Annotated in this window: 22 protein-coding genes and 1 riboswitch; of the genes, 6 read left to right on the top strand and 16 right to left on the bottom strand. The window is 52.3% G+C overall.

Annotation, left to right across the window (positions count from 1 at the left end; genetic code table 11):
* Nucleotides 1-83: 83 nt before the first annotated feature.
* Complete coding sequence (locus M0651_RS08430; RefSeq protein ID WP_248551396.1) at nt 84-890, bottom strand: alpha/beta fold hydrolase; 807 nt, start codon at nt 888-890, stop codon at nt 84-86.
* A 362-nt stretch (nt 891-1,252) separates the two neighbouring features.
* Complete coding sequence (gene yyaC, locus M0651_RS08425; protein WP_248551395.1) at nt 1,253-1,780, bottom strand: spore protease YyaC; 528 nt, start codon at nt 1,778-1,780, stop codon at nt 1,253-1,255.
* Nucleotides 1,781-1,916: 136 nt separating this feature from the next.
* On the opposite strand from yyaC, the gene M0651_RS08420 reads away from it, so the two are divergent.
* The gene (locus M0651_RS08420; RefSeq protein ID WP_248551394.1) at nt 1,917-2,144 is read left to right on the top strand and encodes a DUF1128 domain-containing protein; all 228 of its coding nucleotides are present in this window, start codon (nt 1,917-1,919) and stop codon (nt 2,142-2,144) included.
* Nucleotides 2,145-2,176: 32 nt separating this feature from the next.
* Here M0651_RS08420 and M0651_RS08415 read toward each other — a convergent pair whose 3' ends face one another.
* A complete protein-coding gene (locus M0651_RS08415; RefSeq protein ID WP_248551393.1) occupies nt 2,177-3,187 on the bottom strand; it encodes an asparaginase in 1,011 nt (336 codons plus the stop codon).
* A gap of 172 nt (nt 3,188-3,359) precedes the next feature.
* On the opposite strand from M0651_RS08415, the gene M0651_RS08410 reads away from it, so the two are divergent.
* Nucleotides 3,360-3,581, top strand: a complete 222-nt coding sequence (locus M0651_RS08410; protein WP_248551392.1) for a hypothetical protein — start codon at nt 3,360-3,362, stop codon at nt 3,579-3,581.
* Between the two features lie 45 nt (nt 3,582-3,626).
* Here M0651_RS08410 and M0651_RS08405 read toward each other — a convergent pair whose 3' ends face one another.
* The 8 genes from M0651_RS08405 to M0651_RS08370 form a co-directional block, all read right to left on the bottom strand.
* Nucleotides 3,627-4,400, bottom strand: coding sequence for a sigma-70 family RNA polymerase sigma factor (locus M0651_RS08405; RefSeq protein WP_248551391.1), 774 nt, complete (start codon nt 4,398-4,400; stop codon nt 3,627-3,629).
* The gene (gene rsbW, locus M0651_RS08400) at nt 4,397-4,846 is read right to left on the bottom strand and encodes an anti-sigma B factor RsbW (protein ID WP_248551390.1); all 450 of its coding nucleotides are present in this window, start codon (nt 4,844-4,846) and stop codon (nt 4,397-4,399) included. Before rsbW ends, M0651_RS08405 begins: the two co-directional genes overlap by 4 nt.
* Before the next feature lie 18 nt (nt 4,847-4,864).
* Nucleotides 4,865-5,203 (bottom strand): STAS domain-containing protein, encoded by a 339-nt coding sequence (locus tag M0651_RS08395; RefSeq protein WP_248551389.1) that lies wholly within the window; start codon nt 5,201-5,203, stop codon nt 4,865-4,867.
* 63 nt (nt 5,204-5,266) lie between these two features.
* The gene (locus tag M0651_RS08390) at nt 5,267-6,118 is read right to left on the bottom strand and encodes a sensor histidine kinase (protein ID WP_248551388.1); all 852 of its coding nucleotides are present in this window, start codon (nt 6,116-6,118) and stop codon (nt 5,267-5,269) included.
* Nucleotides 6,091-7,245 carry a PP2C family protein-serine/threonine phosphatase gene (locus M0651_RS08385; RefSeq protein ID WP_248551387.1) on the bottom strand — a complete coding sequence of 385 codons (1,155 nt, stop codon included), beginning with the start codon at nt 7,243-7,245 and terminating at the stop codon, nt 6,091-6,093. Before M0651_RS08385 ends, M0651_RS08390 begins: the two co-directional genes overlap by 28 nt.
* A 158-nt stretch (nt 7,246-7,403) precedes the next feature.
* The gene (locus tag M0651_RS08380; protein ID WP_248551386.1) at nt 7,404-7,904 is read right to left on the bottom strand and encodes a DUF948 domain-containing protein; all 501 of its coding nucleotides are present in this window, start codon (nt 7,902-7,904) and stop codon (nt 7,404-7,406) included.
* A gap of 165 nt (nt 7,905-8,069) precedes the next feature.
* A complete protein-coding gene (locus M0651_RS08375; protein ID WP_248551385.1) occupies nt 8,070-9,353 on the bottom strand; it encodes a C40 family peptidase in 1,284 nt (427 codons plus the stop codon).
* Nucleotides 9,354-9,818: 465 nt separating this feature from the next.
* Nucleotides 9,819-10,688, bottom strand: a complete 870-nt coding sequence (locus tag M0651_RS08370) for a cation diffusion facilitator family transporter (protein WP_248551384.1) — start codon at nt 10,686-10,688, stop codon at nt 9,819-9,821.
* A 232-nt stretch (nt 10,689-10,920) separates the two neighbouring features.
* Between M0651_RS08370 and M0651_RS08365 the strand changes: the two genes are divergently transcribed.
* Nucleotides 10,921-11,109 carry a hypothetical protein gene (locus M0651_RS08365; protein WP_248551383.1) on the top strand — a complete coding sequence of 63 codons (189 nt, stop codon included), beginning with the start codon at nt 10,921-10,923 and terminating at the stop codon, nt 11,107-11,109.
* 89 nt (nt 11,110-11,198) lie between these two features.
* On the opposite strand, the gene M0651_RS08360 is transcribed toward M0651_RS08365, so the two are convergent.
* Nucleotides 11,199-12,824, bottom strand: coding sequence for an ABC-F family ATP-binding cassette domain-containing protein (locus tag M0651_RS08360; RefSeq protein WP_248551382.1), 1,626 nt, complete (start codon nt 12,822-12,824; stop codon nt 11,199-11,201).
* 552 nt (nt 12,825-13,376) lie between these two features.
* On the opposite strand from M0651_RS08360, the gene M0651_RS08355 reads away from it, so the two are divergent.
* Entirely contained in the window at nt 13,377-14,261 is an 885-nt protein-coding gene (locus M0651_RS08355) for a transposase (protein WP_248551381.1), read from the top strand.
* A 174-nt stretch (nt 14,262-14,435) separates the two neighbouring features.
* On the opposite strand, the gene M0651_RS08350 is transcribed toward M0651_RS08355, so the two are convergent.
* The 4 genes from M0651_RS08350 to M0651_RS08340 all read right to left on the bottom strand — a co-directional run bounded on the left by M0651_RS08350 (nt 14,436) and on the right by M0651_RS08340 (nt 18,024).
* Nucleotides 14,436-15,458 carry an MBL fold metallo-hydrolase gene (locus M0651_RS08350; protein ID WP_248551380.1) on the bottom strand — a complete coding sequence of 341 codons (1,023 nt, stop codon included), beginning with the start codon at nt 15,456-15,458 and terminating at the stop codon, nt 14,436-14,438.
* 81 nt (nt 15,459-15,539) lie between these two features.
* A complete protein-coding gene (cydS, locus tag M0651_RS24270; protein ID WP_372490909.1) occupies nt 15,540-15,641 on the bottom strand; it encodes a cytochrome bd oxidase small subunit CydS family protein in 102 nt (33 codons plus the stop codon).
* Nucleotides 15,642-15,646: 5 nt separating this feature from the next.
* Nucleotides 15,647-16,678, bottom strand: coding sequence for a cytochrome d ubiquinol oxidase subunit II (locus tag M0651_RS08345; protein WP_248551379.1), 1,032 nt, complete (start codon nt 16,676-16,678; stop codon nt 15,647-15,649).
* A complete protein-coding gene (locus M0651_RS08340; protein ID WP_248551378.1) occupies nt 16,675-18,024 on the bottom strand; it encodes a cytochrome ubiquinol oxidase subunit I in 1,350 nt (449 codons plus the stop codon). The genes M0651_RS08345 and M0651_RS08340 overlap by 4 nt, the downstream gene beginning before the upstream one ends.
* 239 nt (nt 18,025-18,263) lie before the next feature.
* Here M0651_RS08340 and M0651_RS08335 point away from each other — a divergent pair, with 239 nt between their 5' ends.
* Nucleotides 18,264-19,409, top strand: coding sequence for a virulence factor (locus tag M0651_RS08335; RefSeq protein ID WP_248551417.1), 1,146 nt, complete (start codon nt 18,264-18,266; stop codon nt 19,407-19,409).
* Between the two features lie 87 nt (nt 19,410-19,496).
* Nucleotides 19,497-19,696, top strand: a riboswitch (Lysine riboswitch).
* A 138-nt stretch (nt 19,697-19,834) separates the two neighbouring features.
* Nucleotides 19,835-21,304 (top strand): amino acid permease, encoded by a 1,470-nt coding sequence (locus M0651_RS08330; protein ID WP_248551377.1) that lies wholly within the window; start codon nt 19,835-19,837, stop codon nt 21,302-21,304.
* Nucleotides 21,305-21,355: the final 51 nt, after the last annotated feature.

Genomic DNA, 21,355 nt, shown 5'->3' with positions numbered 1-21,355 from the left:
GGAGATTCAGATGGAAGCTCCGGTTCTTTGGCATCAATTCGACTTCGTTGAAGAGGCGAAACGTTGTTCGATCCCTTTCTTCTTCACGCTTCTCGCGTCTCTTCCGTCACGCTGCGCAGAAAATCAGCAATGACATCCGCCAACTGCTCAGGTGCTTCATACATGCTCATGTGTCCTGCGCCTTTGATGACAGCCTTCGTGACGTTCGGGCCCTCCGTGGTAAACAGCCGCGCCATCGGTATGAGGGCGTCGCTTTCGCCGGCAACCAGCAGCAGCGGAAGCGGCGTATCTGCCATCACGTCCCGGCGATCGGGCCGCTCGCGCATCGCCAGCGCAGCCCCTGACGCTCCTTGAGGCGGCGTCTTGTAGCCAATCTCTTTCACGCGATCCACTTCAGGTCCCAGTTTAGCGACATTGTCCTGAGAGAACAATCCCGGCACCAGACCGTCCACAAAGTGAGTAATCCCTTCGGATCGTATCAGCGAAACAGCCTGAAGCCGTTTCTCCTTCGCTTCCTCACTGTCCGGAAATCCGGTGGAATGGATCAATCCGAAAGCGTTCAAGCAGGATGCATAACGCTGAGCCAAAGACAAAGCGGCGTAACCGCCCATCGAATGGCCCAATAGCGTATATTTGGATACGCCCAAGGCTTCCATGAGACTAGCGACATCATCCGCCATTTGATCGATCGTATACGCGCCCATCGGTGCAGTCGTGGCCCCGTGGCCCCGAAGATCGGGGGCGATGACCTGATATTGTTCGGCAAGCAGCGGCTGAACTTTCTCCCAGTAAGCGGAGCTGCCGCAGAAGCCATGCAGCAATACTACCGTTTCGCCCTGTCCTTGTTGTTCATAGGCGATCGTTGTTCCGTTGACCGTTATTTTGTCCATTACGCTACCCACTTTCATCCATATTTAAAGGTTGTTCAAAAAATCATCTTTGGATCACGAGGTAACTCAATGAAGTGCATCGACATCGAATCTCGAATTCAGCTGGTCGCTCCGTTGCTCACGTACCCAAAACGTACGCTCCGCTACTCACTCCCTAGCTTCATCCAATCTTCTCGGTGCTCCAAACCTGATTTTTTGAACCTTCATTTGAACCGGTTGTTCAAAAAATCATCTTTGGATCACGAGGTAACTCAGTGAAGTTCATTCGACATCGAATCTCGTCGAATTCAGCCGGTCCCTCCGTTGCTCACGTACCCAAAACGTACGCTCCACTACTCACTCCCTAGCTTCATCCAACCTTCTCACCCAAATGCCGAAGCTGCGGCGCCCGCGATTTCATCGGCCATCTGCATGACCTTGTACAGCGAGGTCATCTGCAGCGTCCAATAAGGCTTCGGGCCTTTGACGTTGACGACCGCCGCGATGCTGTAGTGCCCAACCTCCGGCAAGCTTGCGCCGACGGACTGGGCCGGCTGCAACGGCTGGCCGGAAACCAGGTAATACCCTACAGAATCGGACATCCCCAGGCAAGCATCGATGGCGATGATTACGCGGCCTTCGGGGATCTCAGCCATACGCTGCTCCAGGTTTGTCGCATCACAGGGCTCACGAAGCGTCCCGATTACTTGCCCAAAACCCAGTTCTGTTAATTTCGTTCCCACAAGCGGACCCAGCGCGTCCCCTGTGGACCGATCCGTCCCGATACATAGAAATGTAACGACATCATGGATATGCCGGGTGCGAATGCCTGCAAAAAAAGCTTCCAGCTCGCCGCCGCTCAGCCTTCTCCGGTTGAGGCCCGCCGCCGGCCATTCCTTCGGTTCCTGCATGACCTAGACACGCTCCTCCCGGTTTACCGTACCCTGATTGTAACGCATCCGGACAACCGATCGCAAAACTTCATGAACCCGTACCGCTCATGGTACAATAGTTAATAACCCATAAAGCGGAAGGATGAATAAAGACATGGATCTGTCCACGAAAAGCCAAGAAAATATCGAATACATGATCGAGGCGATCAAGAGTAAGCTGCGAATGGCCTCAGGGGCGGCGATGTCGGCGTCCGCGTTCCACGTTAACCAATATGATGATATCCGCGATGTTTATGACATTGTCATGAGCAAAGAGCGGCTAAGCATTTCTGAAGTCGAAGCACTCGCCCAGGAGCTCGGGAGACTGCGCAACAAAGCTTAAAGCCCGATCTGCATCAAGCCGGGGTTATCTGATTATCGTTCCAGCTGAAACGCCGTTTCAGCCTGACCTACCTGCCAGCCCTCATCATTTAAGATCGAAGACGGGAACGCTTCGCGCAGCTTTTGCAGCGTTTCCCCGTTTTCGTACCCCAACTGTTCCAGCACGGACAAAGCGATCATACCCCACTCCTCTTCAGAGCCGTCCTGAATCTTAAACGTCACACCTACGCGCTCGCGGCGCAAAGCAAAAGCATAAACCCCTTTAAATCCACCTTTGGCAACGAGATTCGGATCGCTCAGCAAGATGGAATCGATTCGTCCGGTACCCGCAACGAGCAGGGGGTGCCGATTCATTGCACCGGTAATCACCTTGGCCGCCTCGGCTGTATCCGGATCCTCAATCAGATCTGGACAAGCCAGCTTTAAATAAGCAGTTGCCAAAGCGGATAACGGCAGCGCAAAGACGGGGAAACCGCAGCCATCCGTCCCTAACGAGATCTGTGCCTCGGGAATCCCAGCCAAGCCCGCCAGCGTCGCTAAAATCTCACGTTGAACCGGATGATCCGGGTGATTATAGCTCTCCATCGGATATCCCTTCATTTTGCAGTAGGCCAGGACGCCTAGATGCTTACCCGAGCAGTTATGATAGATCCGGCGATACGATCCGCCCTGGCGCAGCAGACGCTCCTTGGCCCCACGGTCTAGAGGTAGGCTTGGGGCGCATACCAGACGATCTTCGGCGAGTCCCGTTTTGCTTAGCAAGCTTTCCAGCGTTCCGACATGTACTTCCTCGGCCCGATGGGATGCGGTCATAATGGCGATCTCTTCGTCCATTAACCCATAAGCCCCTTTAATTCCCGCCCGGATCCCCGGGAGCGCCTGAATCGGTTTAGCCGAAGAACGGGTAAATACGGTAGCACGGGGATTCCCTGCCCGCCCGGCGATCCGCCCTTGGTCATCAACAATACAGATATGTCCATAGTGGGCGCATTCCAGCAGCCCTCCGCGATATTCATTCACCAGTAACGCTTCGTTGTTGTTCATCTCTCGTTCTCTCCTTAATCTGGTTCCATTCCTACACAGTATAGTACAGTGAAAGCCCGCTGGCTATAGCTCCCCCCGTCCGCAAGTCGGCGTATCACCGGTATACGAAGCGAGGCCCTCTGCGCAAACTATCTATGATTTCAGAACCGTAAGTAAAGGAGGCAATTCTCTTATGACCCGACCCGAAGACCGGCAGGAGCAGTATGTGGCCAAGCAAATCAAAGCCGCCCAAGCCGGCGAATATCCCGAGCACAAAGAGATCAATGAAGCCGAAAACGGATCCATGGTCAATGACATGGAAGACTTGATTCAACTGGGGGAAGACATGGAGGCCATGAAAACGAGCCAGGAGGACCTGGAGCAAAATGGCTTGTTGTCCGACCCGGAGCAATAGAGCGCTTCAAAAAAAGCGCTGCCCCATATTCCACAGGCAACGCTTTTAAATCGTGTTCATATGATCCATGATCTGCTTCAGCTTCTCGGTTGCCCGCTTCTGGATCCGGGATACGCTCATTTGGGACATCCCCAGCTTCTGGGCGATTGCCCTTTGGGATTGGCCCTCTTGAAATGCCATCAACAGAACTTGCTGCTCCTGAGCCTTCAATTGGCTCAGCGCTTGCTGTAAATCCATCCGGTTCTCCACCGCATCGTAATCGTCGGCATCCGTGCTGATCATTTCACCCAGCGTTGCGGCGCTTTCGTCCGGTGACAACGGCGAATCCAAGGAGACGTAATGATAACATTCCCGACCAGCCAACACCTCGACCGTTTCTTCAACCGAGAGCTCCAGATACTCCGCGATCTCCTTGATGTCGGGGGATCGCTCCAGTTTGACGGTAAGCTCATCGATCGCCTGCTGGACCAGTGCTCCCTTTTCCTTAATTCTTCGCGGCACCTGGATATACCAGGATTTATCACGAAGATAATTTTTCATATGCCCGATCATGCTTTTCATCGCATAGGGTTCAAATGGAATCCCCAACTCGCTGTTGTACTGTTGAAGCAAACGAACCAACGCCATTTCGCCCACCTGGTACAAGTCCTCGTACAAATCCGGACGATTGCGGGCAATTTTGCCGGCGGCCATTTTCACCATCGGATCGTATTGGCGGATGAGCCGAGTGGCGATTTCGTTATCCTTGGTTTGCTGGTACAGTCTTATCAAACGAGTTGATTCGTGGAAAGACTCTTGGGGAGCCGTTCGGTCGGTCATACCTTCTCCTCGCTCTTCTGGAGTCGGCGGACCATCATCACCTTCGTTCCTATTCCGGCTTGCGTCTCAACGCTGACGTCATCCATCAACGCCTGCATCAGGTAGAAGCCTAGTCCTCCGATCGGAGCCTCGCTCAACTCTTTCTCGTGCAGTGTCACATGTCCCGCTTGCCCCCACGGTTCAAAGCTCTCCCCTTCATCTCTGACCGTAATTGACAAAGCATCCGTTAATACCTCGAACGTAATCTCCATTTTCCCAATTTCTCGCTGGTACGCATACAATACGGAGTTGTTGCAGGCTTCCGACACTGCCACCTTCATATCTTCGATTTCCTCGTACGAAAATCCCATTTTCGAGGCTACGCCGTATAAATTCAACCTAACAATATCCACGTATTCTGCTGTAGCCGGAAGGCTGATGACGATTCTCTCTACTTCCTCTATCATTAATACTCGATCCTTTCCTTAGTGGGAGTTCTCCTGCTCCGCGAAAAACTTAGCTATCCCGGTCATTTCAAACAGTTTCCGGATATGATCCGGTACATCCCGCACGTAAAACCTTGAATTCATTCCTTGTCTCGCCTTTAAGATAGACAGAAAAATACCAATCCCGGTGCTGTCAATATACTTCAGCTCTTTCAAATTCAAGACCAAATCTGCGTCATCTTTGCCTACCAACGGGTCCATGACCTTACGGAAATCAGGGGCTACGGACAAGTCCAGCTCGCCGCGTAACGATACGGTGCATATTCCATTCTCCAGTTGTGTCGTGGTGGAAAATTTCAAACTTTTTCTCGTATTCATGAAAATACTCTCCCTGAAATAGGTTTTCTTATTACTACATAACCCAGCTTGTCCGCCGCTGAATCAAAGGGATTCAGTCACACCAGGAGCACGGCTCCAAAGTGTAACCGAAAATGTAAAGACTGTGCCGTTCTCTTCCAGCGGCTTCGTCTGAAGTTCGCCGCCTAACTGATTCACCAGCTTCTGGCAAACGGCTAGTCCCATACCCAAACCGCCATATCTCCTCGTCATCGCGGAGTCAAACTGGGTGAACGGTTCAAACAACCGGAACATCTTGTCCTTGGGTATACCAATCCCCGTATCACGGATTGTAAAACTTAATTTGATTCTTCCGCTTTCGGCAGGTGTTGAGCCTGTGATCAGATAAATCCTTCCTTGATCGGTGAATTTGACGGCATTGGCCAGCAGGTGCATCAGCACTTTACGAAGTCGACGAATGTCGCCATAGAGGAGATCTGGTATCTGCTCTTCAACCGCAAAATACAACTCCACCCCCTTGCCTGCAATCTCTTGGTGGAATAGGGCAAGGATATCCCGTATCGATTCCCGCAGTGCAAACGGGGTTTCCTCCTGATTCAGCCCCTCTTGGCCCAACTGGGTAAAATCAAGGATATCATTAAACATCGACAACAAGGCATTCGCATTATGGTAGATCAAGCCAGCATATCTCTTCTGTTCCTCAGTCAACTCCGTCTCCAGCAGTAACTCGCACATCACAAATACTCCGTTTAGCGGTGAACGAATTTCATGACCTATCATCGCCAGAAAATCCCGTTTGGCCTGATCTCCTGCTGTAGCCGCCGCCTTGGCCTTCGTGAGCTCGCGGTTTAGGAGCTCTATTTCGCGTCCCTTTTGTTCCAACGCCCGTTTGCTGCCGTCCATATCCTTCATTTTAGCGAAATCCACACCAGGCATTTATCGTCTTCTCTTTCCCGCGGTACGGTTTCTTCAAGGAACAATTGGCTCATCGCATCGCGGTCGAAATCATGACTGCAGGTGTTCAGCCGATCCTCCAGCCATGCCTGCCGTGCCTCGGCGGATTCCTCCTGCGCGTCAATCAATCCGTCAGTATAAAGCACCAAATGACCCGGTCCTTCATAATGCAGCGTCTGCGGATCCGTTTCAATACCGTCAAATAAACCTACGGGCGGCCCTACTTTATCCAGGCGGACCTTTTGTCCGTTCTCTGTGAACAGCATGGCAGGAGGGTGTCCGGCGTTGACGTATTCAATTTTCTTATTCCGGGTATCCACCACGAGATAAATGGCGGTGAAATAATATTGAATCAGTTTGCTCTCAATATGTAGCTGGATGAACCGGCGATTCAACTCTTGAATCACTTTCTCGGGCTCCACATAAGTATGGACGGTGTCTTTCAGAACGGAGGAGATGAACATGCAGAATAAGGACGAGGAAATGCCGTGACCCATCATATCTAGCAAAATGACCGCATACTTACCCTCGCCAAGTGAATACCAGGAATATAAGTCTCCTGCCAGCTCATAGGAAGGTTTGTAAATGGCATCGATTTCGATTTCGGGATCGCGGATTGGAGAGCTAAGTACCGCATTTTGGACAAGCGACGCCAGCTTTAATTCTTCCTGGATTCGTTGATCCCGGTTGCGATGCCAATCCTTCTCCAGCTTAAGCCTCAAAGCCAAACGGATCCGCGCCATCAGCTCGACCTTGTTGATCGGCTTCGTCACATAATCAACGGCCCCGGCATCCAGTGCTTCCGCCAGTTTGTTGGAATCCCCTACCGCTGTGACCACAATGATCGGAATTTCCTTCAGTTGCTCAGAGCGCTGCAAGATCCGGCAAGCTTGGATACCGTCCATCTCCGGCATCATGATATCAAGCAGAATTAAATCGACATCAGACGGCCCGCTTTCCTCAACCGCATCCAAATCCTTTACCCCAAGCCTCTCAAACATTTCCCGTGCAGAAGTGACCGCAGCGGTGTTACGGTAATTTTCCTTCTTCAAGATCTCACGAATGATAATGGTGTTTGTCGGATTGTCGTCAACGATCAATATTCTCATGTTAATCTCCTTAGAATGAGCTTGAGCAATGAGTTATGTATAATCAGCGGTAAAAGAAAAAACGGGGCGCTTTCCCCGTTCCTTCTTACTTAATAGTGTACATTACCCCGCCTAATCAAGGTTGAAACGGCCGCTCGGAGTAGCCGTCGAGCGCCGTCTTAACTCCGATATTTCTGCCAGACATCGGCGGCTACATCCACCCACTTAATCCAGCCTGCGGGTTTGTGGTTCGCCTCCTGCGCGGGCAGCCCGCCCTCGGCTTTCATCGGCTGGACCGGGGATTCCGGTACTGCCGAGCTTTCGGTTTGAGCCTTTCGTTTCGCCATTCGAGGCCGGCTTGCGATTCGGCTGGCCAAAGCAGCCGAAACCTGCTTGGTCGCTAAAGTGACTTCGCTCAGCACCTCCCCGGCATGTTTAACCGATTCCATCAGCGGATCAATTTGCTTCATTTTATGCTGGATATCGCCGGTCAAATCGTTCGCTTGCCGAACAACTTGCCGGACCTCGGTTCCCAGCTCATCAATCGTTTTTTGTACCTCTCGGAGCGTTTCCGTCGTTGTTTGGAGCGAATGCTCCGCCGCTCTCAACGTTTTGACCAGATATACGACAAGCACCACAAAAGCCGCCGCAGCAACCGCCACGCTGATCTCCCAAATCATATCACGTTCCTCGCTTTCCGTCCGTATGCGTTAAGCCGTCTTTCCTTAACTATACACGAAAATGTGCGGAAGATCAGTTGTTTCTTTAGGCGTTGTACCAAGACGAAAAACCGCTTTGCCCGTCCTCTGTAGACAGAGAACGAATCAAAGCGGAATGGATTTTGTTTATTTCAAGACGCTACCGCCATACATGAAGCGGTATACCCAGGAGCCGTCGAGTTGATCGACGATCACTCCTCCAGACTCCGTTGAGTAGGTGTGCAGAAGTTGTCCGTTGCCAAGGTAAATCGCCACGTGGGTAATCCGCTGGCTGAGTTTGTCGATCCCGGCATAAGACTTGGCCGAAGAGCCCTTATAGCTCATGAAGAAGACCAAATCGCCACGTTTCAAGTTGTCGATGCTGTAAACCGCGGTGCCGTTATCCTTAATGTAATCCCCTTGTTGGCGGGAATCCGCAGGAAGCGTAAGGCCTAGCGCATCCCTATAGGCTTGTCTTACGAAATCAGAGCAGTCAAACGTTGAAGTGTTACTGCGGCTTGAGCCGAATTCATACGGCGTACCCAGGTATTTCATGCCCGCCTCAATAACTTGTTCGATCTGTTGGCTAATTCCATTAGACGGTGCCGGAGCTGGCGTTGGCACGGGTTCCGGAGCAGGGGTAGGCGTAGGTACCGGTGTCGGTATTTCAGCTTGTCCTTCAATTTCCAGATATTTGTCCTTCGTACTAACGTAACCTATTGTTCCATCCGCCGTCTGTACTTTATAGAAATAATCATTGCTTTGCTCGAGGATCGTCAGCACTGTACCCGTACCCAACATCGTAAGGACATTCCCCGAGGTGGACGGCTCATCACGCATATTCACGCCATACGTCACCGTAGCCGGCCAACCAAGCGTTGGCTGGGAAGGTGTTGGGGCAACTGTATCGATCTGAAGGTACTTCTCATTGGTGCTGACGAAACCGGTTTGTCCGGCCGCAGTCCTTACTTTATAGAAATATTCGTTACTTTGTTCGAGAATGGTCAGTTGGGTCCCTTTGCTCAACATGTCGATGACATCACCTGCCGTGGACGCTTCATTCCGCATATTGACGCCGTAGATTACCGTAGCGGGCCAACCTAAATAAGGTTGGGGTGGGGCGATAGTTACCTTTTCCACCTGGATGTACTTATCACTGGAGCTGACGTAACCAACCGTTCCGTCAGCGGTTTTCACTTGATAGAAATAACTATTGTTTTGATCCAATACTGTAACTTCAGAACCCTCTTTAAGGAATCCGATCACTTTGCCCGAAAGGGAAGGTTGGTCACGAAAATTGACCCCGCCAACAATATACCCCTTGGTAATGGTTTGGGCGGTGGCGGTGGCGGCCGCGGCCTGATGAGGAACAGCTGTATAAGTAGAGAGAAGAATGGCACTCAACAATGTGATCGCTACGCTTCGTTTCATAAGTAATGTCCTGCCTCCTAATGTAAAATCTAGTTGTTAACCTTCGTTCTAACGTTCTCCTTTCTTTGGTCTTGCCCCCATTATATCCCTTGTCGAAATCAGTCTAAATCGGTCGAATATCACAATGTCCGAAAGCGCATTCAAAGACATTGGCCCTAGTTACCATCCGCCTAAAATAGAGGCAAGCGGCCTATTAATTCCGACCTGAAACCAGCCGATGAAAACGCATCCCGGCGATAAAAAGCTCCTAATATGTATCGAAAGTACCTGATTTTGAAACCACCCCGATCGTTTTACTGTTAATTCCAAATTATCCAATCGGACTATTTATTAGGGATAAACGCCCGGTTTTTAACCCAAAAAAGCCCAAACGGCAGGCCTGGTAAATGTTTCCCTGGCCTGCCCATTTGGGCTTTGTTTCCTTATGTAACTCCCGGTTCGTGTCCACGCACCAATCGGGTCTCCTTATCCCTCTTTGGGCTCAACATGAACATGAACATGCATCACGTTTTGCTTGATTCTCATTCGTTCCTCAACCCGGTCGCTAATTTTATGGCTCTCAATTACCGTGAGTTGTGGATCGACTTCGATCACCACGTCAACCAGCACATGATTACCATGAACGCGAGCTTTCAGGTCTCTAATGCCTTCAACCCCTTGGGTCCTCGCGATGGTGCTGCGCAGGTCACCCAGTTCTTTCTCATCAAACCCGTCGGTTAGATTATGCGTTGATTGACGGAAGATGTCCCAGGCGGTCTTACAAATGAGCAGACCCACCGCTATCGCAGCCACTACATCCAGCCACGGCAACCCAAATTGCGCACCGATGATCCCGATGGCAGCCCCTACGCTGACCATAGCATCCGACAAATTATCCTTCGCAGCCGCCATCAGTGCCTGGTTGTTGATCTGATTGGCCAATCTCCGGTTGTAAGCGTAGACCCCGCCCATCGCCAATGCGCAGACAGCAGCTACTGCAGCCGAGAGCACATCAGGCTGGCTATGTTCACCTGCAGCCAACGAACGGATTGCGTCTAGAATGACTTGAATGCCAACCATCGCCATAATGAAAGAGGCAACCAACGCGGCGATCGTTTCCGCACGAAAATGGCCATAAGCATGATCCGAATCCGGCGGTTTTTGCGAGATTTTTAGACCGATCAGCACCGCCACGGAAGCCACGATATCCGTGAGGTTGTTAAAACCGTCAGCCAATAAGGCGTTGGAATCAAAATAAAAACCGCTAACTAATTTAAAAGCGGACAGCAACAAATAAGCGGCAATGCTTACCCAAGCCCCGCGCTCCCCTTTTCGTATATCGTCATAAATATCCAAGTCCCGCACCTCCAGACTTCTCCCCGAAACCATTGACCTACTTTTTCGCAAACCTAAGATGACATTCCATGAAAAGCGTTTAATCATCGTAGCAAATAAACCCCGAGTAAGTCTAGAGAAACAGTGTTGCCTCCGGGAAAAGCCAACCTTCATCATTATTCCCGTTGTACGCGCTTTTAAAAACGTATAAAATAGGGACAGCCCCTTTTTTACTTACGAGGAGATGATATCGGTGACGGAAGATAAAGAACCACGCAAAATCGATTTAGCCGAAGCAATGCGCCAAAAGCTGCAACAGAAAAAACAACAGCAACAGGCGGGAAACAAGCCTGGGATGAAGGACAATCTTCAAACCAAGGCGCTCAAGAGCCAAAATAATAAGAAACCGAACAATCAGCGCCGCCGGACAGGTGGTTCGTAAGAACCCAAGCAGCGCAAAGAAGCCGCACGGAGCAGGTCCCTTTGGACCCGTCCGCGCGGCTTTTATTATTCGGCTTATCGTAGATCCGTTTAGACTTCTTCCGGATACATCGATTTCCGCAGGTTTTGGATTTCTTCGCTTTCCAGGTACTCATCGTAAGTCATGACGCGGTCAATGATCCCGTTTGGCGTAATCTCAATAATACGGTTGGCGATAGTTTGAATAAACTGATGGTCATGCGATGTGAACAGGATCGTTCCATCGAAGTCGATCAGCCCATTGTTGAGCGCTGTAATCGATTCGAGGTCCAGGTGGTTGGTCGGTTCGTCGAACAGCAGCACGTTGGCCCCGTTCAGCATCATTTTGGCCAGCATACAGCGGACCTTCTCGCCCCCGGACAACACGCTTGCTTTCTTCAGCGCCTCTTCACCGGAGAATAGCATCCGTCCAAGGAAGCCGCGCAGGAACGTCTCGTCCTGGTCGTTCGAATATTGGCGCAGCCATTCGACCAGATTCAGATCAACACCATCGAAATAACTGGAGTTATCCTTTGGAAAATAAGCCTGTGACGTAGTAACGCCCCAGCTGTATTCTCCGCCATCCGCTTCCAGCTCGCCCATCACGACTTGGAACAACGTCGTTTTCGGCAGGCTGTTTGGTCCGACAAACGCGATTTTGTCGCCTTTGTTCACGACGAAGCTGACATTATCCAGCACCTTATCGCCTTCAACGGTTTTGGTCAGCCCGTCGACCGTCAGCAACTGCTTGCCGGCCTCGCGCTCCGCTTTAAAGTTAAGGAACGGATACTTCCGGTTCGAAGGTCTCAGATCATCCAGCGTTATTTTATCGAGCTGCTTTTTCCGGGAAGTCGCTTGCTTCGATTTCGAAGCGTTCGCAGAGAAACGCTGAATGAACGCCTGCAGCTCCTTAATCTTCTCTTCCTTCTTCTTGTTGGCGTCCCGCTGCAATTGCAATGCGAGCTGGCTGGATTCGTACCAGAAGTCGTAGTTACCGACATACATTTGGATTTTGCCGAAATCGATATCCGCAATGTGTGTACATACTTTGTTCAGGAAGTGGCGGTCATGGGATACAACGATGACGGTACCTTCATAATCCATCAAGAAGTTCTCAAGCCACTGGATCGATTCAAGATCCAAGTGGTTCGTCGGTTCGTCCAGCAGCAGGTTGTTCGGGCGTCCGAACAACGCTTGCGCCAACAGGACGCGGACTTTCTCATTGCCGCTGAGCTCGGCCATCTTCTTATCGTGCAGCTCGCGCGGGATCCCAAGACCAATCAGGAGCGCGGCCGCATCCGGTTCGGCGTCCCAGCCGTTCAGCTCGGCGAATTCGCCTTCCAGCTCGCCGGCACGCATGCCGTCCTCTTCGGAGAAGTCCGCTTTGGCATACAACGCGTCCTTCTCTTTCATAATCGAATACAGCCGGCTGTGGCCCATAATGACCGTTTCCAACACTGGATATTCGTCGTATTCATAATGGTTCTGCTTCAAGACGGCCATTCGCTCACCCGGCGTCATAAAAACTTCGCCTTGATTCGCCTCAATTTCGCCGGAGAGAATCTTTAGGAACGTCGACTTACCTGCCCCGTTCGCCCCGATCAAACCATAGCAGTTACCGGGGGTGAATTTTATATTTACGTCTTCGAAAAGTGCCCGTTTTCCGTACCGGAGCGTTACACCGTTAGTGCTGATCATGTTAGGCATTACCATCCTTTTATCATAGTGAGTGCGGACTATCTCAAATAGTCGATACTACTGGCGTATTATATCATAGATTACCAGTGAAATTGAACCTAAAGCGCAGAAAGCCTGAAATCAACCCCCATTAGCTCGTCTTCTGCAGGGTCGCCCACCTGCCTGCGTCATCTACCAGGATCACCCACCTGGTCACTTGCCTGAGTCACCCACCTCAGTCACCTACCTCAATCACCCACCTCAGTCATCCACCTCAGTTACCCACTCAGTCACCTACCTCAGTCATCTACCTCAGTCATCTACCTCAGTCATCTACCCGGGTCCATCTACCTGGGTCGTCTACCTGTGGCGACTATCTTGCCCCCAGTCCTTCCATAGCCCTTTGCCCCTTTTGCACGATTATCCCTTTCGTTCAGTAGGGTTGCTATGGATACTAATTAATTGAGATTTTTTCCTTGTCACAGGAACATACGTTTGGTATAATGGAAACAAAAGGAACGAATGTGCGTATTTTGGATTTAGAGGTGGACGGACATGGAAGTTAATGCGAGAATGGGTCAACATACAATTAGCAGCAGTTATGACAGCGAGGAAGCTTGCATGGAGGCGTTAATCGCAATGAAGTGGCGAAAGGGCTTCGTCTGTCCGCGTTGCGGTTACACCCAATGTACCCGCTTGAACTCCCGGCGAATCCCCTTGTTTGAGTGTGGAAGTTGCGGGCATCAAGCGTCACCTTTGGTCGACACGATTTTTGAAGGAACACATCTGCCTCTCTTGAAATGGTTCCACGCTCTGGAACTGTTCCTACTTCCCGACGGGATCTCGGCAATGCGGCTAAGCCAGGTGATTCAGGTCACCTACAAGACCGCCTGGTTAATGCTGCACAAGATCCGCCACACCCTCGGAGAATCCGATGCTCTCGAGCTCTTGAGTGGAGACGTGAAGGTGAACTGTGATCGATATGGGGGAGATCCGCTTCGGTGCAATCAGTTTCCTCATCCAAATGCCTTAGCAGTCGTGGCTGGGTGTACGATAACGGAGGCGGGCGAACCGGAGCAAGTGAAAATCCATCTGATCTCGCAAAAGAGAGGGGATAGAATTGTCCATCGTCACGAACTCGCTAAATTTATTCATCGACAGGTGGATATTTCCACGTCGATTATTCTGTCGCCCCCTCTGGCATTTAAGCTGTATATACCTTTGCGTAGAGTGGTAAGAGAAGCGTGGGATTCACTTAAAAGTACCTATGTTGCCTTGGGACCGAAGTATCTGCAGGCGTACTTGAACGAGTACACCGGACGCCGCCAGCTGCGCCGGTCCGATGCAGAAGGCACGGTGTTGCAGAAGTTGCTATGCATGTGTATGGCCATTCCAGCGATCTCTTACCACAAGCTGATCGCACGCCAATCGAAGCTGCCCCTTCTCGCTACGGCTTGATCAACGCCATCTGAATCAGCCAAACGAGAAGGATTAATTACAGCAATTCCTCCTGATCAAACGGGATAATCATGCAAAGAGGGTGCCAGACAGATCCAATTGCACCTCACAGCTTCAGGTAGCGCTAGATAGCAACAGACAGTGAACGCGCAGCCACCCTCCCGCCAGCGATTATTATTTGATTCGTCCGCTCAACTGCGCAATTCTCTCCGTAGCACCTGGCGGCGGCGTGACCGTCGGTTTCGGCGTCAGATGAGGCAGTCGCAGTGTCTCCCCATGATGCAGCAGCCGAACTTTGTCTTCGGAAATATCGCGCCGTTTCCGGTCTGCTTCTAAGCGATCAAGCGCCTCCTTAGCCGTATCATCGGCCAGTCTGAACGTGCCGTAGTGCATCGGAATCATCAGTTTCCCTCTGACATCAACGAATGCCTGAAGCGCCTCCTCCGGAGTTGTATGTTGGCTGGTCATAAACCATTCCGGCTCATACGCACCGATCGGCAGCAGCGCCACATCAATTTCATAACGACTCCCGATCTCGGCGAAGCCCCGGAAATACCCGCTGTCCCCGGCAAAATAGATGACTGGCGGCTTTTCCTCAGCCTTAGACTGCACCGGTTCCAAGACATACCCGCCCCAATGGGACGTATTTGTATCGAACGGCGTACGTCGCGTCCAGTGCTGGGTCGGCACAAAGGAGATGTCAACCTCCCCGATCCGCACCTTCTCCCACCAGCTCATCTCTTGCACACGTTGGAACCCTTTGCGGCGCATTTTTCGCCCGAGTCCGACGGGGACCAAAATCATGGTATCGCTGCCGTACAAACGACGGATCGAAGCCATATGCATATGATCGTAATGGGAATGGGAAATCAGGATCACGTCGATCCGAGGCAATTTGTCGATCGGGACACCCGGTTCACATAACCGGCGCTGGAATCCCATTCGCATCGCCCATACCGGATCCGTCACGAGATTGAGTCCCTGATACTGAATAAGAAACGTGGAGTGGCCGATCCAGGTCATCGTGGTCTCCACGCGGTTTTGATGTAAGTAATCGAGCTGCGGCGGCTGATTAGGGATGACATAGGAATAGTCCTTCTTTTTTCTGCGGCGTTCTTCCCGCCATTGTCTGATCTGCTTCAACGTCTTGTCAGTGCTTACGTTATCGATGTTGTTGTAGCGCGTTCTTCTTGGCATCGCTCCGGCTGCTCCTCTCCGCATTTCTTTTGCTTTTCTCCTATTTTAGAGTAATTTCGGCGGCAAACCAAACTTCTTGTTTCAATCCATCCGGTCCTTATATTTCCAGGCATAAATAAACAGGAATATAACTGCTCCGACAACAACTAGCCCCGGCGCCACCATCATCATAAACCACTCCATCGCGATCACCCTTTCCCCGGCGAGCTGCCCCGTACGTATTTTGCGTCAAACAAAAACAGCCGCATTAACAGGAACAAAGAAGGAATAAGGATGCACAAGCCCGCGATAAAAGCCGTGATCAAGGCGACAGCCATCGTCTCGTTCGTGAAGCTCTCATGGATGCTGACCTGCTTGTAGAGAATATAGGGCAGGTGGCTGCGGCCATATCCGTACCAAGCAAACGCAAACTGCAGCATGACCAGCAGGAATGACCAGCCCAGCCGTCGCTTTTTCCAAACCAATGCAACGGCTCCCAAGAAACAGGCTAACGAGGCGATAAACATCCACGCTACCTCCAGCATATGAGCGTAATGCTCCGGATTTTGCCGGTTAATCTGAAAAAAGGCGAATACACAGGCCAGAATTGTCGGCCCGCTCCATAGCAACGCATAACCGCGCAGCACTTCGAATGCCCGTCGATCCCCTGCTTTATCCGCGTAAAACGCAAGAAACATCGCCGAAATGTACAACACGGACACAAGCGCCAGCACAATTACCGACCAGGTATACGGATTTCCGAAAAAGGCGGCCCAATTCAATACCACCTTCCCCTCGCTCTCGCCAATGATCCCGCCTTCTGATATCGCCAGGATCGTCGAAAGGGACGCCGGAATCAACAACCCCGTTGCCCCATAAATTCCCATATAGGTTTTGTTGTTCGCCTTGCTGCTGCCATATGTATTGTAGGCGTAATAGGCGCCTCGCAAAGCGAGCAGCACAGTAACCAGACTGCCGGGAATCAACAATGCGGTGCCGTAATAATAGGCGGAATCCGGAAAAAAACCGACTAAGCCTACCACAAAAAAGATCAAAAATACGTTGGTCACTTCCCACACCGGGGACAGGTAGCGCTGAATGATATCGTGAATTTTATTCTCATGGCCTGTAAGCACGCTGTAGTAGCTAAAAAATCCTGCCCCAAAATCGACAGAGGCGATGATTAAATAACCAAACAAAAACGTCCATAATACGGTAATGCCTACAAGTTCATAGCTCATTGTCCTTTCCCTCCTTCGAGCCCAGCTTGGCGCAGCTCCGTCAATACGTCCTTGTTCCGGAACATCCGGGACAATACGAGAATACAGGAAAGGCACAGGACCAGGTACAGCACCGCGAACAACAACAGCATCGGGCCGACGCTTTCTGAAGTGGTAGCAGCCTCACCCACCTTCATATAGCCGCGGATGATCCACGGTTGACGGCCGAACTCGGCAAACATCCACCCCAGCTCGATTGCTACCATCGCCAGCGGACCCAACGCCAAGATTCCGAGCAGAAGCCACACCGGATAACCCTTTTTGCCGCCAGGCAGGTAACGGCGCAGCAGATACAGGAACGGAATCAGGACAAGCAGCGCCCCAATCGTGACTTTGAGGTCAAACATATAATGGATCAGCAGGGGCGGACGCACATCTTCTGGAAATTCCTCCAGCCCGATCACCCGGGTGTCCGGCGAGTTTCCCGCGAGGATACTGAGCGCATAGGGAATTTCCAGCGCGTATCTGACGTTCCCGGCTTCATCCAGCACACCGCCGTAAATCAGCGGAGCCCGTTCCATCGTTTCAAAGTGCCATTCCGCAGCGGCCAGCTTCTCCGGCTGGTACTTGGCCAGAAACTTGCCCGAGAAGTCGCCAATCATTGCCGTAGCCAGGGCAAACACGAAGGAGGATACCACCGTCAGCTTTAGCGCCTTCTTGAAATAGGCGTGTTCCCGTCCACGCAGCAGACTGAAAGCGGCGACCCCAGCCAAAATCCCGGCACTGACGGTATACGAGGATGCCAACACATGGGCAACTTTGGTCGGGGTTGCCGGATTAAACATCGCTACCAGCGGCTGAAAGTCAGCGATGACTCCGTTCTTTAGTGTAAATCCCTGCGGCGTGTTCATAAAAGCGTTTAACGTCGTGATGAAAAACGCCGACGCAGAGGAGCCGATGGCTACTGGAATCAACAGGAGGAGGTGCAGAAGCTTATTTTTGAACCGATCCCAAGTATACAAGTAGATGCCAAGAAAGATCGCCTCCACGAAAAAGGCGAAGGTCTCCATAAACAACGGCAACGCAATCGCCTGCCCGGCAACCCGCATGAATGTTGGCCATAACAGGCTGAGCTGTAATCCGATTGACGTGCCGGTCACGACACCAATCGCTACAGAAATAACGAATCCGCGAGCCCAGCGGCGTGCAAGTAAGGTATAATGCGGATCGGCGGCGCGAATTCCCCGCCATTCCGCGAGCGCGATCATCAGCGGGACACCTACGCCAATCGACGCAAACACGATATGTACGAACAAGGTCAGCCCGGTAAGCATCCGGCTTAACGTGACTGGATCAAGGTTTGCCATGACGAAGCTCCTTCAGGAGAAGTAATGGAGGAAACGGATAACGCTTTTGATAAAGGCATACAACATGATCACGGCCACGAAGAGGCATACGATCGCTAGAGTTCGCTCTTGTTTCTGAAACATGTCCTCGCCTCCTTGCCACTTTAGTGTGTCGCCGTTGTTCCTTTTTATTCCTTCTGACGCTTGGGCAAAGCGGTGCATTGAGGTACAATAAGGTGGAAAGGAGATGTGGACATTTTATGAAAATTGTATTTATCGAACCGACCCCCAGCCCCAACTCTATGAAGCTGCATCTGGACGAAAGCCTAGAGCCGGGGATTCGGAAAACATATACACTGGACAACGAACGCTCTGCCCCGGCCTGGATCCGTGGGTTACTGCATATCCCAGGAGTCAAAAGCGTGTTCCATACCGCAGACTTCGTTGCATTGGACCGCAAGGGAAACGCTGATTGGGCGGCTATTCTGAGCGAGGTGCAGAAGCAGTTTGGTCAGGAAGGGGTCGAATCGGCCTGGAGCCCGGAAAGCGGGGAAGCGTTGGGATACGGTGAGGCGCAGGTGTTTGTGCAGTTCTTCCGCGGTATCCCGATGCAGATCCGGGTGAAGGCGGGGAATCGCGAGGAGCGAATTTCGCTGTCCGAGCGGTTCGTGAACGCCGTAACTGAGGTGGCCAGCGCCACGCTGATCAAGGAGCGCAAGCTCACCGACTACGGCGTCCGCTACGGCGAGTTGCCCGACATCGCTCGAGAGATCGAGCAGGAGCTCGAAGCGGCATTTCCGCCGGAGCGGCTGAAAGGGATCGTGGCGCAGGCAATCGCCCATGGCCGCAGCGAGACGGAGTTCGTTGAGCAGCGGCGCGAGCTGACCCTGGACGAAATCCGCGAGCGGATGAAGGACCCCGATTGGCGCGTGCGCTACGCCGCGCTGGAGGCACTGCAGCAGCCGGGCGCAGACGCGCTGCCGCTGCTAGGGGAGGCGCTGCGCGACCCGCAGATGCAGCTCCGCCGGCTCGCCGTCGTTTACCTCGGCGATCTGCGGACGCCTGAGGCGATGGAGCTGCTGTACGAGGCGCTGCGCGATGCCTCCGCCGCCGTGCGACGCACCGCCGGCGACACGCTGTCCGACATTGGCGATCCCGCGGCCACCGGGCCGATGATCGCGGCGCTGTCGGACAGCAGCAAGCTGGTCCGCTGGCGCGCGGCCCGCTTCCTGTACGAGGTCGGCACTGACGATGCCTTGGAAGCGCTGCGCGCTGCGGTAGACGACCCTGAGTTCGAGGTCGGCTTACAAGCGCGCATGGCCGTTGAGCGCATCGAATCCGGCGAGCAAGCTGCCGGAACCGTATGGCAGCAAATGGCAGGCCGCGATCGGGGAGACAGCAAATAACCATATGTCATTATTTTGACATTGCCTGACAATCCCCCATACGCTATACTTTGAAAATGTAAATTTCATATGACCTCATCATTTCTAGGGTGAGGTAGAGGTCGCGATTGTGAAGAGTACACCGGAGGAGGCGTGAGAAGCCGCCCGTGAGACCGGTCGAAAGGCACCGTCGCCGAAGCTTGGCTGCCGCTTCTGTTGGCATTCGGGCTGGGGCTGTTACCGAAAGGGACAGAACTGTCACGGCTATTCCTGTCACCCGGTGGATGTCGTGTTGAGCTATCTTCATGGAATGGTGCGGATTAACGGTATAACTATGGCCGCGGAGTCCTTTCCGCGGCCTTTTTTCTATGGAGCTCTATAGGCCTGTCGGCGCATCGGAGACGGGATACGGGGAAAACTATGAGCTTAGAAGGAGTGTTTCACCCATGAGTAAACAACAAACGTCGGACGATCGGCTTCAGCCGGGACTTAAAGCTCGCCACATGACGATGATCGCCTTAGGCGGTTCGATCGGGACCGGTCTGTTCCTCGCAAGCGGCGGCGCGATTGCCTCCGCGGGCCCTGGCGGAGCACTGCTCGCTTATGCCGCCGTCGGCATCATGGTCTATTTCCTGATGACCAGCTTGGGCGAGCTAGCTACCTATATGCCGGATTCCGGCTCGTTCGAAACTTACGCTTCCCGTTTCGTCGATCCCTCCCTAGGCTTTGCGATGGGCTGGAATTTCTGGTACAACTGGGCAATCACCATCGCGGCTGAACTGTCCGCAGCAACATTGATCATTAAATATTGGTTCCCCGACAGCCCATCACTGCTCTGGAGCGTGTTGTTCCTGGCTCTGATCTTCCTGTTGAACGTCCTCTCCGTGAAGGGTTACGGAGAATCGGAATATTGGTTTGCCATGATCAAGATCATCGTCGTCATCGTATTCCTCATCATAGGCGTACTTATGATCTTCGGAATCATGGGCGGCGAAGCGGTTGGCTTCTCCAACTTTACGATCGGCGATGCGCCGTTTCATGGCGGATTCTTCACCATCCTCGGCGTATTTATGGCTGCCGGCTTCTCGTTCCAAGGAACGGAAATGGTTGGTGTCGCCGCCGGGGAAAGCCATAACCCTAGGGAACATGTGCCCCGCGCGATTCGGCAAGTGTTCTGGCGTATTCTGGTCTTCTACATTCTGGCCATTCTTGTCATCGGCATGCTGATTCCATACACCAATCCGAATCTGCTGCAAGGCGGGATTGAAAACATCGGCGTCAGCCCGTTTACGCTGGTCTTCGAAAAAGCCGGACTGGCCTTCGCCGCCTCCGTCATGAATGCCGTCATCCTATCTTCCGTGTTGTCGGCCGGCAACTCTGGGATGTACGCCTCCTCGCGGGTGCTGTATTCCCTGGCCTTGCGCGGGAAAGCTCCAAAGTTCCTGGCGAGACTGAACTCCCGCGGCATTCCGATGAACGCGCTCTTTATGACAACGCTCGTCGGCATGGTCGCATTCTTCGCCTCTCTGTTCGGCGACGGCGTGGTGTATAACTGGCTGCTTAACGCTTCCGGAATGTGCGGCTTTATCACGTGGCTTGGTATTGCCATCAGCCACTATCGTTTCCGTAGAGCCTATGTGGCCCAAGGACGGGACCTAAATGACCTGCCCTACAAAGCGCGTTGGTTTCCGTTTGGCCCACTGTTTGCTTTTGCCCTTTGCTTTCTGGTCATTCTGGGGCAGAACGTGTCCGCGTTTACCGGTGAAACCATCGACTGGTATGGCGTCGCCGTATCCTACATCAGTATCCCGCTGTTCCTGTTAGTCTGGTTAGGCTACAAATGGACCCAAAAAACAAAGGTCATTCCGCTGCAGGAATGCGATCTCGAGGTACAACCTGTGCATACCGAGACATAATTGCTAAAAAAACGAGCGAGAGTCCTGACTTCAACGTCATCGACTCCTGCT

The sequence above is a fragment of the Paenibacillus mellifer genome (assembly GCF_023195895.1).
GTDB classification, from domain to species: Bacteria; Bacillota; Bacilli; order Paenibacillales; family Paenibacillaceae; genus Fontibacillus; species Fontibacillus mellifer.
Note: the sequence above shows the minus strand (reverse complement) of the source record. Positions and strands in the feature narration are given on the sequence as shown.